Below are 14,155 nucleotides of genomic sequence, written 5' to 3'. Positions count from 1 at the left end.
CATGTCTGTTTTTTCATTCAAACAATTTGACATTCGGCAAGAACATGCCGCTATGAAAGTTGGCACCGATGCTGTAGTTCTCGGAGCTTTTTCAGACATCTCTAACCAACCGCAAACTATTCTGGATGTTGGCGCCGGTACCGGAATTATCGCGCTCATGCTCGCACAACGCTCTGGAGCCGAAATTATTGATGCCATTGAAATTGACGAGGCGGCCTATTTGGAATGCGTCGAAAATTTTGAAAACAGTCCGTGGGGCGACCGCCTCTTTTGCTATCACGGCGACTTTGCCGAGCTCGTCGAAGATTCGGACTATGGATACGATTTAATTATTTCGAATCCGCCTTTTTATCTCAACCAGCACTTCGCAGAAACTGAAAGTAGGACGACGGCTCGTTTTGCCGACAAGTTACAACCCGAGTTCTTTTTTGCTTGCGCAGCCAACTTGCTAACCGAAACTGGAACCGTACAAATTATTGTTCCCGAAGCCGATTATCAGGTTTGGGTGAACGCCGCAAAAAAGGCAGAATTGCAACTGCAACACCGCAAAATTATTTACCCGATGCCCGGAAAAGCAGCTAAACGAACGGTCTTGCAGTTCGGATTTGAAGCGGTAGCCGTAACCGAATCGGAGTTAACCGTCGAGGAAAGTCGCGGAAACTATACGACACAATACCGCGAAGCCACAAAAGATTTCCATCCTAAATTTTAACGACACTGCTTGACATGTGGGCGGTCCGGCGGCAAACGTTCGGTGGAAATACCTAGCCGCCGTCAGGCCATACGCTATATCTTTTGCCTGCGTTCCTTCGGCAAAAGGATACCGCTGCTGTCCTTACCGCGTAAATCGTTATCAAAAAACGAACGTTGTATTTTTTGGTTTTTAAACGATTGAAATTTTCGGATTTTAAAAATTACTTAATGATTTGCTCTACAGTATTTTGACCCGTGGTAATATTGCAATATTACGTTCAATTTTTAGCAAAGGCGTATCAACTTTATTTTTGCTTTGTAAACCATCTCTTCGACAGAAAACTAGAGTCAGAATTCGAATAAACAACCAATAACTATTGTTCTAATACCAGACAACTTTTTAAAGCGATCGAAAACATCCAAATCCCGCAGTCTTAATACTCAATACATCCGTCTTAATACTTAATACATCCGTCTTAATACTTAATACTCGATACAATTGTCTTTATACGTACAAACACGTATTTCCGTGTGAGCGAGCGGAACGGCATCCTTTGGGCGCTACGGAATTTCCACTAGTGCTTTGCCAAAAGATACAGTGTAGCGCGCGACGGCGCCAAGGAAAGGCTAAATTGGTTTGATTAGAGCAGCGACGTTACATTAGTTGGAGCAGCTCGTATGTGTAGTTAGTTGGTTTGCTACGTTAGGCGCCGGCACACCCAAATAAAAAAAATCAGATTAACTTTTCTAGATTTCGTTTCAAACCTGCATAACCGGGGCGTTCGAGTGGCGATTTACGGAAAATCTCATTAAAGGTTTCTTCGGTTAGTTCGAGCCATTCCTTCTTCGACATTTCGAGTAGCTTGGCGTTAGGCGTAAAAAGTGGTTCGTTGTGAGGTTTACTGAACTTGTTCCACGGACAAACGTCTTGACAAACATCGCAACCAAAAGCCCACTGATCTAGGTTAACTTCCTCCGAAATGGGCAAGTGCGCCTTTAATTCGATAGTAAAATAAGAAATACATTTGCTGCCGTCGACCACATAAGGCGCAACGATTGCTTGGGTCGGACACGCATCTAAACAGGCGGTACAGCTTCCGCAATGATCGGTTACAGGCGTATCGGGTGGAAGCTCGAGATCTACAATCAGTTCCGCGATAAAATAGAAGGAACCAACGCTTTTGGTAATCAGATTACTGTTTTTGCCGATCCATCCCAAACCCGACTTTGCCGCCCAGGCTTTGTCGAGCACGGGCGCCGAATCGACGAATGCGCGTCCGTTTACATCACCGATTTCCGCGCGCATAAAACGCAACAGCTCTTTAAGCTTGTCTTTTATCACAAAATGATAATCGGTTCCGTAAGCGTATTTAGAGACCTTAAACGAATCTGAAACCTGTGTTTTCTCGGGAAAATAATTGAGTAATAGTGAAATCACCGTTTTCGCGCCAGCAACGAGCAAACGCGGATCGAGGCGCAGGTCGAAATGATTATTCATATACGACATTTCGCCTTGGTAATTGTTTTTGAGCCACGATTCGAGGCGGGGTGCTTCGGCTTCCAGGAATTCGGCACGTGAAAAACCACAGGACAAAAATCCAAGCTCTGCGGCTTTTGTTTTAATAAGTGCGCTATAATCCATGCAAACCGACTTTAAAACAAATTAAAAAAGGCTGCCTTGCGCGTTTGGACGCGATTTTCCCAAATGCTGGAATGCTTTATCGGTGACTTCGCGACCGCGTGGTGTACGCATGATAAAACCTTCTTGAATGAGAAACGGCTCATATACTTCTTCGATGGTTTCGGCGCTTTCACTAACTGCTGTAGCGAGCGTTGAAAGTCCGACCGGACCACCTTTGTACTTGTCGATGATGGTCGATAGAATTTTATTGTCCATTTCGTCGAGACCGAACGCATCGACATGCAAAGCTTTTAGTGCGTAGCGTGCGATTTCGATATCGATGGTGCCGTTTCCTTTGATTTGAGCAAAATCGCGAACACGACGTAGAAGTGCGTTTGCGATACGTGGAGTTCCGCGACTTCGGCCGGCGATTTCGATAGCGGCATCCGTGGTAATAGGCGTTTTTATAATACCGGCGCTACGTTCGATGATCGTACTCAGCAACTCTTTATTATAATACTGCAATCGACTTTGAATCCCGAAACGGGCACGCATAGGCGCGGTAAGTAAACCCGAACGTGTGGTGGCACCCACAAGCGTAAACGGATTAAGATTGATTTGAACGGAGCGTGCATTAGGACCCGATTCGATCATGATATCAATCTTGAAATCTTCCATGGCTGAATACAAATATTCTTCAACCACTGGACTTAAGCGATGGATTTCGTCGATAAAAAGCACGTCGCGTTCTTCGAGATTTGTTAGTAAACCTGCTAGATCGCCGGGTTTATCAAGTACAGGACCTGAAGTGATTTTTATACCCACACCAAGTTCGTTGGCTAGGATATTAGCCAAAGTCGTTTTCCCTAATCCGGGCGGACCGTGAAAGAGGGCATGATCGAGCGCTTCGCCGCGCAAATTCGCGGCTTTAACGAATACTTTCAGGTTTTCGAGCACTTGATCTTGACCCGCGAAATCATCGAAACTAAGCGGACGCAGTTTCTTCTCGAGGTCGAGTTCTTCGGGCGAGAAATGATTGTCGGTTGGGTCTAAGTTGTGATTCATAAACTATAATCGAACTATTAATGAAGTTTTGGCGCTATGATATCTTGAAACTCGTCTGTTTTCTTAAGATACGCGACTATAAATGGACATAGTGGAACGATTTTGTATTCGAGCTGGCGAATGAGTTTCAAAGTTTCTACGACTAGTTCTGTACCAACACCTCGACCAGAAATTTGCCGTGGAACGCAGGTATGTGTAAGTAGCAATACTGCGCCCGGCTTTTCGACATATTCGATGAAAGCCGTTACGCCATCGATCGAAGTTTCGAAACGCGAAGCTCCCTTATTCTGTAGTACTTGCATACTCGTCGGTATTCATGTAATAAGAAAGTGCTCCTGAAGGACACCGTTTTACTTGGTTAACAATATCGGCTGTGCTTGCGTTTTCGGGTTGGATCCAAGGTTTATCCTTAGGCTTGAATACAGCTGGTAGTTCTTTAGCGCAAAACGCCGCATGTATGCACAATTTCGGTTGCCATAATATGGTGACTTCGCCGTTGGTATATTTCTTTTGTTCCATAGCTAAAATGAAATAAATATACAGAAAAAAGGCCTTTCAAATGAAAGGCCTTTGTATTAGTGATTCAGAACTTGTTCACCTGGTTTCATAGGAACGTTTTGCGGTACGAAATCGTCGTCGTGTCCAGGCTTACTATAATCGTAAGGCCATCTGTGTACTTCAGGAATTTCACCTGGCCAGTTTCCGTGCATGTGCTCGACAGGTGCAGTCCACTCAAGCGTGTTTGATCTCCATGGATTTTGCTCGGCTTTCTTACCATAAAACATGGAGTGGAAGAAGTTGTACAAGAACACCAATTGGAAGGCTCCACCAACTAGAGCGAAGACTGTAATAAGTACGTTTACGTTTTGTAGGTCGTCGAATAATGGGAAGTTTGTGTTTGTGTAGTAACGACGTGGTAAACCAGCCATTCCTATAAAGTGCATCGGGAAGAAAACACCGTAAGCACACACTGCAGTTACCCAGAAGTGAATGTAACCTAAATTTTTGTTCATCATACGACCGTACATCTTTGGGAACCAGTGATACACACCCGCAAAGAGACCGTAAAGTGCAGAAATACCCATTACCAAGTGGAAGTGCGCAACAACGAAATACGTATCGTGAACGTTTATATCGAGCGTACTATCTCCAAGAATGATACCTGTAAGACCACCCGTAATGAATGTAGATACAAGACCAATAGAGAATAACATTGCTGGATTAAACTGTAAGTTACCTTTCCATAATGTGGTTATGTAGTTAAATGCTTTTACTGCAGAAGGAATAGCAATCAAAAGAGTCGTAAACGTAAATACAGATCCCAAGAATGGATTCATACCTGAAATAAACATGTGGTGACCCCAAACGATTGTTGATAGGAATGCGATTGCTAAAATCGAAGCAATCATAGCACGGTAACCAAAAATTGGTTTACGTGAATTTGTTGCAATAATTTCAGAAGTGATACCTAAAGCTGGCAACAATACAATATATACCTCTGGGTGTCCGAGGAACCAGAAAAGGTGCTCGAACAATACTGGTGAACCGCCTTGGTAGTGAAGTACTTCTCCAGCGATGTAAATATCAGATAGGAAGAATGATGTTCCGAAACTTCTGTCCATAATCAACAATAAAGCAGCAGATAAAAGAACAGGGAACGAAATAATACCGATCACAGCTGTGATAAAGAATGCCCATATGGTAAGCGGCAAGCGTGTCATCGACATACCTTTAGTTCTAAGGTTGATTACTGTTACGACGTAGTTCAATGAACCCATCAAGGAAGAAGCGATGAAAATTGCCATCGAAACTAACCATAATGTCATACCAGTTCCTGAACCAGGAATTGCTTGTGGTACTGCAGAAAGCGGTGGGTAAATTGTCCAACCGGCAGAAGCTGGCCCTGATTCAACAAATAAGCTCGATACCATGATTACACTCGATAAGAAGAATAACCAGTATGAAATCATATTCATAAAACCGGACGCCATATCTCGTGCTCCACATTGCAGTGGAATAAGTAAGTTACTAAACGTACCACTTAAACCAGCGGTAAGAACAAAGAATACCATAATAGTACCGTGAATGGTAACTAAAGCCAGATAGATGTCATTTCGCATAACACCGTTTGGTGCGAAATCATCACCTAAAAAGAAACTAAAAACTTTAAAAGATTGCTCAGGCCATGCTAACTGCATTCTGAACAATAAAGACATTCCAATACCTATTACACCCATAATGATACCAGTAATCAGGTACTGTTTGGCGATCATTTTGTGGTCAATACTAAAAATGTATTTTGTAATAAAAGTATCCTTGTGGTGGTGCTCATGGTCGTGAGCGTGATCCAATGCGTGGTCGTGTGCGTGCGCTGCTGACATAATATTATACTTTTAAATTATTTTCTTAAAACTTGAGCCATTGTTTTTGGAGCATCGGCTGGAGCCGCAGCTGGTTCTGTTGCGGGGGCAGCACCTTCAGCAGGAGCTTCCTCAGCAGCTTTTGCTTCTTTCACAGCTTGCGCTAAAGTAGGCTTAGCATCAAGCCACTGTTTGAAGTCGGCCGGCGTGTCTACAACAAGTTTAATTTGCATGTTATAATGCGAAGCACCACAAATCTTGTTACACAAAAGCAAGTAATCAAAGATATAAGGATCAAGAGGCGCTTTACCCTCAGCCTTTAATTCATTACTTTTTTGGATTCGGATTTTATTGATGTTAGCAACTTTCTCAATCATTTTTGGATCGTTGCGCATTTCGTCCGTGGTTAGCGTTGGCGTAAAGGCAAACTGCGTCACCATACCTGGAACACAGTTCATCTGTGCTCTAAAGTGTGGCATATATGCTGAATGCAATACATCCTGACTTCTAAACTTGAACAAAATTTTCTTTCCTTTTGGAATATGGAATTCACCCGTTACGGTTTTGTCATCTTGAGCATTTGGATCAGACATATCAACACCCATACTGTTTACGCCTTCGATGTAACGAACGTTTGCTTTTCCAAGCTCGTTATCATTTCCAGCATAACGAACTTCCCAACCGAATTGCTTTGCATATACTTCAACAATCATAACGTCGTCTTCTTCATCAACGAACATGATGTTGTTCCAAGCGTAAAGTCCGTATAAAATAAGACCAGCCAAAACAATCGCAGGAATAACAGACCAGATGAATTCTAAGCGATCGTTATCTGCAAAATAAAGAGCTACATTGCCTTTTTTGCCTCTGTACTTGAAAGCAAAATAGTGAAGTAACACTTGAGTCACTGCTTGTACGATAAAGATAACCACCCAAGTTATGTTCATCAACTGGTCGATGTCTTTACCGTGCTCTGAAGCTGGGTTAGAAAGTACTAAGTGACCCCATTTTAATAAACCGTAAATTGTAAAGATATAGATGAACGCCAAGAAACCAAACATGAGGTAACCTTGGATATTGTTGTCTTTGTCATTTGCGATTTGAGAATCGTCGTAACCACCTTTCCTGGCCTGTGTTAATTGAAATATCTTTGTCAGTTGCCAAACAGCAATCCCCAACAAGGCTACGACAATAATTACCAACAAACTTTGCATCTGTTTAAATCTTTAAAATTAATAATGAAAATGCTTACTTTCTTCAATAAATGGATTGCGCTTCACAAGTAAATCTGCCTTTCCAAGCGCTGTAAATACCACCAAAAGGAACAAACCTACAAAGAACATTAGTGCTCCTATTTCTGGAATTCCGATGAACCACTGGTCGCCCACAGCCGACGGCATGATCATGTTAAAGAAGTCAACGTAGTGTCCTAATAAGATTACAATACCTGCCATTACGATAACCCACTTAATACGTTTGAAATCAGTATTGATAAGAATCAACAATGGGAAAAGGAAATTCATCACGAGCATTCCGAAAAATGGAAGGTTGTAATCTTCAATTCGCTGAACGAAGTAGGTAACTTCTTCTGGAATGTTTGCATACCAAATCAACATGAATTGCGAGAACCATAAGTATGTCCAAAAAACGCTGATACCAAACATGAACTTGGCTAAATCGTGAACATGGCTGCTATTGACAAATTTCAACTCTCCAACTGATTGTAGGTAAAGTGTTACCAGCGCAATTGTAGTAATTCCACTCACGAAGAAACTTGCGAAGACATACCAACCAAATAGTGTACTGAACCAGTGTGGATCGAATGACATAATCCAATCCCAAGCCATAATCGACTCACTTACGATAAAGAACACTAAGAAACCGGCTGATAGTTTGAAATTCTTTTTATAGAAACTATCGTCAGAGGCAGCATCTTGTGCTAAACAGTTCTTTCTTGACAGATAACGATAAAGATTCCAACCGATTAAGAAAATAGCCGCACGAATCAACCAAAATGTTGGATTCAAATATCCAGACTTTCCTTGGATCAGTTTATCATTCTTCACTACCTCTTCATCCATCCATACGAACAGATGGTTAAAATGCATTACTGATAACACCAATATGACAAAGAAAATAATAGAACCAACTGGTAAATATGCAGTGATTCCTTGCATTACTCTAAACAAAACCGGAGACCATCCAGCCTGAGCTACTTGCTGAATTGCGTAGAATACTAGAACCCCTAACGAAATTAACATCACAAAGATACACGCAACATACAACGCTGCCCAAGGCTTGTTTTGCAATTGGTGGAACTGGTGTTCTAGGTGCGCTTGGTGTGCTGCATGATCGTCATGTGCGGCATGAACGTCTTTTTTAGCTGCTTCTTCATGGACTACTGGAGCCACAGGAGCTACCGCGGTATCTTTTGCTACAACGCTTTCAGAAGACTTCACGTCCGCTGCAGCAACTACTGCAGTATCGACGGCTTTCTTAATAGTATCGTTTTTGTGTGCCACATTTTCGTGTGCAACACCCTCATGTTTAGCTTCCTCAGTTTGAGCGGCGTCTTTGTGAGCTTCCACTTTTGAAGCAGCATGAGCATCCCCATGTCCTGCAGTATGCGCGGAACCATGAGCTTCACCATGACCACCATGCTCGCTATTTTTTGCAATAATTTCTTGAGCCTGTTCAATAGTCTTTGGAGCTTGCATAAAGCCCACTGCAATACCTATTCCTCCGAGTATAATCAGGAGAATTGCTGTTATTCTAAGATTGCGTGATATAGTGTACATAATCCGTAGTTCAGTAAATTAAGATATTACAGTTCGCTTTTTAATTTCATAACATAGGCAGCTACCATCCAACGCTCTTTGGCATCTAGTTGGTTCGCGTAAGATCCCATTGAATTCAAACCAAAAGTTTGAACATGGAACACACTACCCACAGTGATAACTCTATCTTTATAGCTCGGAATACCCAAAAGCTTTTCCCTTTTCACAAGGTTTCCTTGTCCGTTTCCTTTTTCGCCGTGACAAATGGCACAATACACGTTGTAAAGTTCCTCAGCTTTTTTCATATCCACCTGCGTAGAGTCTAGAGGTGAAGTCACAACTAATTTTGATGCATCGTAGCCTGCAGTCGTATTTGGCAAATCGTAAATTTCTGCCCCTCTTTTCAAGGTACCGTTTGGTGGAAGCTGCGCTTCTTGACCATTTTTAAAAGCACTAGACTCAGAATAAGTTTCGTAGCCAACAGACTCGTACATGTTAGGAAAGTACTGGTAGTTCGGACTCTTCTTATCATGACAAGAGGTCAACAAAACAACCAAAGCAAAAATGGAACTAATCTTTAATATATGTTTCATGGCTGAATTAGTGCTTTTCTATAACTTTAACTTCGACAGCTCCAGTAGATTTAAAGAAACTCACGGCTTCTTCTTCTGAACCTTTTAATTCAACTTCCATAAGGAAATGATCATCGGTTGTTCTAACATCTGGATTTTCAGCTTCCTTAAAAGGCCACAATTTACTTCTCATGTAAAATGTTATTACCATTAAGTGTGCAGCGAAAAATACGGTCATCTCAAACATAACAGGCACAAAAGCCGGCATATTCTCGATATAACTAAAACTTGGTTTACCACCTATATCTTGCGGCCAGTCAACAATCATGATGTTGTTCATCATCCAAGTTGCGAAACTGATCCCACAAACTCCGTAAAGAAAAGCACAGATTGCTAGTCGAGTTGGAGCCAATCCCATCGCTTTGTCTAGTCCGTGAACAGGGAAAGGTGTGTAAACTTCTTCTATATGATGATGCGCCGCACGGGTTGCTTTTACTGCATCCATTAAGACATCGTCGTCGTTATAAATGGCGTGGATAACTTTATTAGTCATGGTGTACGTCTTTATTAGCTTCTCTTCTCTTTTTGTAATATTCTCCAGATGACTTCAAAATTGTCTTAACTTCTGCCTGAGCGATAACAGGGAAAGCGCGAGCATACAATAAAAACAACACGAAGAAAAATCCTATTGTACCTATAAATATTCCAATATCAACGAAAGTCGGAGAGAACATTGTCCAAGCTGAAGGCAAATAATCTCTGTGTAGCGAAGTAACGATAATTACGAAACGCTCGAACCACATACCGATGTTTACTACAATCGAAATAACGAATGAGAACATGATGCTCGTTCTTAATTTCTTAAACCACATGAACTGCGGTGAAAACACATTACAAGTCATCATCGACCAATATGCCCACCAGTAAGGTCCAGTTGCACGGTTCAAGAAGGCATATTGTTCAAATTCTACACCTGAATACCATGCGATAAATAACTCAGTTATGTAAGCAACACCTACAATCGAACCAGTAATCATGATGATGATGTTCATCAATTCAATATGTTGAATAGTAATGTATGCCTCGAGGTTAGATACTTTTCTCATGATTATAAGAAGCGTATTAACCATCGCAAAACCGGAGAATACTGCACCAGCCACGAAATACGGTGGGAAAATCGTAGTATGCCATCCTGGAATTACCGAGGTAGCAAAGTCGAATGATACGATTGTGTGTACGGAAAGTACCAGTGGAGTAGCTAAACCTGCAAGTACCAAAGATACCTCTTCAAAACGTTGCCAATCTTTAGCTCTACCTGACCAACCAAATGACAGTATTGAGTAGATTCTTTTATTGAATGGCGTTACAGCGCGGTCGCGAATCATAGCAAAGTCAGGAAGTAAACCTGTCCACCAGAAAACTAATGAAACAGAGAGATATGTTGAAATCGCGAATACGTCCCAAAGAAGCGGCGAATTAAAGTTAACCCATAACGAACCAAATTGGTTTGGAATTGGAAGTACCCAATATGCCAACCATGGACGACCCATGTGGATGATTGGAAACAAACCTGCTTGCACAACCGAAAATATGGTCATCGCTTCCGCAGATCGGTTGATTGCCATTCTCCATTTCTGACGGAACAAGAGAAGTACGGCCGAGATAAGTGTTCCTGCATGACCAATACCAACCCACCAAACGAAGTTGGTGATATCCCAAGCCCAACCAATTGTTTTGTTCAATCCCCAGGTTCCAATACCTGTAGAAATGGTATAAGTTATACAACCAACTCCCCACAGAAAAGCAGTGAGTGCAATAAGAAAGACAGTCCACCATTGTTTGTTAGCTTTACCTTCAACAGGCGCAGCAACATCAACAGTCACGTCGTGATAAGATTTATCACCAATTACTAAAGGTTTTCTGATGGGTGCTTCGTAGTGAGACGACATATTTCCTTTATGATATTACTTAATAGTCAATTAAACGTTTCTAACCTTAACATGATACATCACGTTTGGTTTTGTTCCGACGTGCTCTAACAAATGATACATACGCTCATCCTTCAAAAATGAAGCAACTTCGCTGTCTTTGTTATTTACATCTCCAAACTTCATAGCACCTGAAGAACATGCTGCCGAACAAGCGGTTTCAAATTCGTCTGCACGAACTTCTCTGCCTGAACGTTTAGCTTCTAAAATAGTAGCCTGAGTCATTTGGATACACATCGAACATTTCTCCATAACTCCACGAGAACGAACATTAACGTCTGGATTTAGAACCATTTTCCCTAAATCATCGTTCATGTGGAAGTCAAACTCGTCGTTGTTATTATACAAGAACCAGTTAAATCTTCTTACTTTATATGGACAGTTATTGGCGCAATAACGCGTTCCAACACAACGGTTGTAAGCCATGTGGTTTTGTCCCTGACGGCTATGAGATGTTGCGGCAACCGGACAAACCGTTTCGCAAGGCGCGTGATTACAGTGCTGACACATAACAGGTTGGAAAGCTACCTGTGGATTCTCCGAAGCAGATTCTAATTCTAAGAAACCACCTAACGATCCTTTATCACCAGTTAATCCGTCGAAATTTTCTTTCTTCTCGTTATCACCTTCGAAAGTCGTTTCACTTGAGTAGTATCTGTCAATACGAAGCCAGTGCATATCGCGGCTTCTTCTCACCTCCGACTTTCCAACAACTGGAACATTATTCTCAGCATGACACGCAATAACGCAAGCACCACAACCTGTACATGCATTTAAATCGATAGACAAGTTGAAGTGATGCCCGGTAGAACGATCGAAAGAATCCCACAAATCAACTTCAACAGCTTTAACTGGACTGTGATCTAGAGAAACCATCGGAGCAACGTTCCATTTAGAAGCGTCTTCCGTTCTGAAGATTTCAAGTGTAGTTTCCTTAACAATATCGCCACGACCCATCAAAGTTTTGTGCAACTGAACGCAAGCAAATTCGTGCTCACCGTCGGCTTTTGATATACTTACAGGTAATGAGGATTTAAAATTTTGGTACAACACAAATGCGTTGCTACCTATTTGCATCTCTTCTTTTAATCCTTCTTTCTTACCATAACCGAAAGAAAGCCCAATTGTACCTGGAGCTTGACCTGGCTGAATGATAACAGGAACTTTCTCCAATTTAGCAGATCCTACAGTTAAGTTAACATAGGAACCGTTCAAACCACCGTTTGCAACATTTACATTAACCAAACCTAATTTATCAGCGTCGGCTTTTGAAACAGTTACGTAGTTATCCCAAGACACTCTAGTAATTGGATCTGGGAACTCTTGTAACCACGGGTTATTGGCATGTTGACCATCGCCCATCCCTACTTTAGAATATAAATTCAATTCGTAAGGACCTTCGCTTTTCGCAGCAGATAAAGCAGTAACAGCATCTCCAACAGCAACACCTGTTGACTGACCTATTGCATACGTTCCGCTTACACCATCGTGTAGAACTTTACCCCAGCTTAATCCACCAGAAACTACCGGGAAATTAGCTTTAAGATAATCGTAATATGAAAGATTTTTGCGACCTGTTAAAGCCAATAAAACATCTTCAAACTGTTTGTTAGCAGAAAAAAGTGGACGAATAGTAGGCTGTGCTAAAGCATAGCTTCCTTTCAACAATGAGTAATCACCCCAAGATTCTAGGTAGTGATTTGAACCAATAACAATCGAAGAAGCAACAGCAGTCTCATCAGATCGTAAACCTATGAATACTGAAGTCGGAACTTTCTTCATCGCAGCTTCAAAGCCGTATGATTTTGGTAATGAATAAACTGGATTTACGTGTGATGTAATCAATACACCCACATTTCCGGCATTCATTTCTTGTAATACTTGTGCTATTGCAGCATTTGAACCTTGGCGAACTAATCTAGTTCCCGCAGTAGTGTAAGCTTCAGAAGTAAGCGCAGCATTTATAGCTAATGCTAATAATTGTGCATTTTTATCGTCGATTCCACACAATAAAACACCTTTAGAACCAGCTGCTTTTAATTGTTGAGCTGCTTTTGAAACAGCGTCTTTGTATTTTGCATCAACGTTACCACTCACTCCTGTTCCAGTAACTACACCGTAAACAGTTAAAAGTGCTTGAATTTGCTGGTAATTTGACATTGGTACACGCTTGTCTGCAGATGCACCTGACAAAGTCATGTTCGCTTCAAACTGGAAATGCTTTGACATTTTTCCATTTTTCGGAACACGTTTTGATGCGTATCCTTTGTCGTAACCTCCACCTTGCCAATCGCCAAGGAAATCGGCACCAATTCCCACAACTACATCTGCTTTCGACAAATCGTAATCAACCAAACCTCTTGTTCCGAAGGCTTGCTGATAGGCGTCTAGAGCTGCCGAAGAAGAAACAGCATCGTACATTACGTGTTTTGCTGTTGGGTTTGCAGCGATAAATTCTGCAATAAGTTTAAAAGTTGTCGGACTAGCGATTGTCGGAGTCAACAAAACAACCTGTTTTCCAGCGCTCTTGGCATCAGCTAAGGCTTTCGAAATGGCATTACTAACCTTATCGAAATCGGCAGTTTTACCTTTAATTGTAGGTTGTTTGATTCTATAATTATCGTAAAGACCTAAAATCGACGCATGAACACGCGCATTTGCCGAAAAAGTAGCACCTGCCGTTTTATTGTTTTCGATTTTGATTGGTCGGCCATCTCTCGTTTTCACCAAAACGTTGGCAAAGTCGTAACCATCGAAAACAGTTGTAGCATAATAATCTGCTACACCTGGAATCACTGATTCTGGTTGCACAACATAAGGAATCGATTTGTGAACCGGACCTTCGCAAGCTGCCAATGTCGCCGCTGCAGTAGAGAAACCTACGAACTTTAGAAAATCTCTTCTAGAGGTTCCGGTAGCATTTAGTTTATCTGCATTTCCTAAAAACGAATCTGTTGGAATTTCTTCTACAAACTCATTGCTTCTCAATGCGTCAACAATAGAACTATTTTCATTTAGTTCTTCAACACTTTTCCAGTATTTTTTATTTGATGACATTCTTTTCGATGTTAGGCTAGAA

Annotated in this window: 12 protein-coding genes; 1 reads left to right on the top strand and 11 read right to left on the bottom strand. The window is 41.6% G+C overall.

What is annotated here, in order from left to right; genetic code table 11:
* The first annotated feature begins 1 nt into the window (after position 1).
* On the top strand, positions 2–712 hold the full coding sequence (locus CHX27_RS08880; protein ID WP_094486418.1) for a tRNA1(Val) (adenine(37)-N6)-methyltransferase: 711 nt from the start codon (positions 2–4) through the stop codon (positions 710–712).
* A gap of 714 nt (positions 713–1,426) precedes the next feature.
* On the opposite strand, the gene queG is transcribed toward CHX27_RS08880, so the two are convergent.
* Genes queG through CHX27_RS08825 form a run of 11 tightly spaced genes read right to left on the bottom strand, consistent with a single transcriptional unit; the run spans position 1,427 to position 14,133 of the window.
* Complete coding sequence (gene queG / locus CHX27_RS08875; RefSeq protein ID WP_094486417.1) at positions 1,427–2,335, bottom strand: tRNA epoxyqueuosine(34) reductase QueG; 909 nt, start codon at positions 2,333–2,335, stop codon at positions 1,427–1,429.
* A 21-nt stretch (positions 2,336–2,356) separates the two neighbouring features.
* The gene (gene ruvB / locus CHX27_RS08870; protein WP_094486416.1) at positions 2,357–3,379 is read right to left on the bottom strand and encodes a Holliday junction branch migration DNA helicase RuvB; all 1,023 of its coding nucleotides are present in this window, start codon (positions 3,377–3,379) and stop codon (positions 2,357–2,359) included.
* A gap of 17 nt (positions 3,380–3,396) precedes the next feature.
* Positions 3,397–3,681 carry a GNAT family N-acetyltransferase gene (locus CHX27_RS08865; protein WP_094486415.1) on the bottom strand — a complete coding sequence of 95 codons (285 nt, stop codon included), beginning with the start codon at positions 3,679–3,681 and terminating at the stop codon, positions 3,397–3,399.
* Positions 3,662–3,898 carry a (4Fe-4S)-binding protein gene (locus CHX27_RS08860; RefSeq protein WP_094486414.1) on the bottom strand — a complete coding sequence of 79 codons (237 nt, stop codon included), beginning with the start codon at positions 3,896–3,898 and terminating at the stop codon, positions 3,662–3,664. Before CHX27_RS08860 ends, CHX27_RS08865 begins: the two co-directional genes overlap by 20 nt.
* Positions 3,899–3,954: 56 nt before the next feature.
* Complete coding sequence (locus tag CHX27_RS08855; RefSeq protein ID WP_165764477.1) at positions 3,955–5,760, bottom strand: cytochrome c oxidase subunit I; 1,806 nt, start codon at positions 5,758–5,760, stop codon at positions 3,955–3,957.
* Positions 5,761–5,777: 17 nt separating this feature from the next.
* A complete protein-coding gene (locus CHX27_RS08850; RefSeq protein ID WP_094486412.1) occupies positions 5,778–6,953 on the bottom strand; it encodes a cytochrome c oxidase subunit II in 1,176 nt (391 codons plus the stop codon).
* 18 nt (positions 6,954–6,971) lie between these two features.
* On the bottom strand, positions 6,972–8,537 hold the full coding sequence (locus CHX27_RS08845; RefSeq protein WP_094486411.1) for a quinol:cytochrome C oxidoreductase: 1,566 nt from the start codon (positions 8,535–8,537) through the stop codon (positions 6,972–6,974).
* A 26-nt stretch (positions 8,538–8,563) separates the two neighbouring features.
* Complete coding sequence (locus CHX27_RS08840) at positions 8,564–9,109, bottom strand: c-type cytochrome (protein WP_094486410.1); 546 nt, start codon at positions 9,107–9,109, stop codon at positions 8,564–8,566.
* Between the two features lie 7 nt (positions 9,110–9,116).
* Positions 9,117–9,641: a DUF3341 domain-containing protein gene (locus CHX27_RS08835; protein ID WP_094486409.1), complete on the bottom strand. Its 525-nt coding sequence runs from the start codon at positions 9,639–9,641 to the stop codon at positions 9,117–9,119.
* Complete coding sequence (nrfD, locus tag CHX27_RS08830; RefSeq protein WP_094486408.1) at positions 9,634–11,037, bottom strand: NrfD/PsrC family molybdoenzyme membrane anchor subunit; 1,404 nt, start codon at positions 11,035–11,037, stop codon at positions 9,634–9,636. The genes CHX27_RS08835 and nrfD overlap by 8 nt, the downstream gene beginning before the upstream one ends.
* A gap of 30 nt (positions 11,038–11,067) precedes the next feature.
* A complete protein-coding gene (locus CHX27_RS08825; RefSeq protein WP_094486407.1) occupies positions 11,068–14,133 on the bottom strand; it encodes a TAT-variant-translocated molybdopterin oxidoreductase in 3,066 nt (1,021 codons plus the stop codon).
* Positions 14,134–14,155 lie beyond the last annotated feature (22 nt).

This window comes from Flavobacterium aurantiibacter (assembly GCF_002251775.1).
Lineage (GTDB): Bacteria > Bacteroidota > Bacteroidia > Flavobacteriales > Flavobacteriaceae > Flavobacterium > Flavobacterium aurantiibacter.
This window is presented reverse-complemented; position numbering and strand designations above follow the sequence as displayed.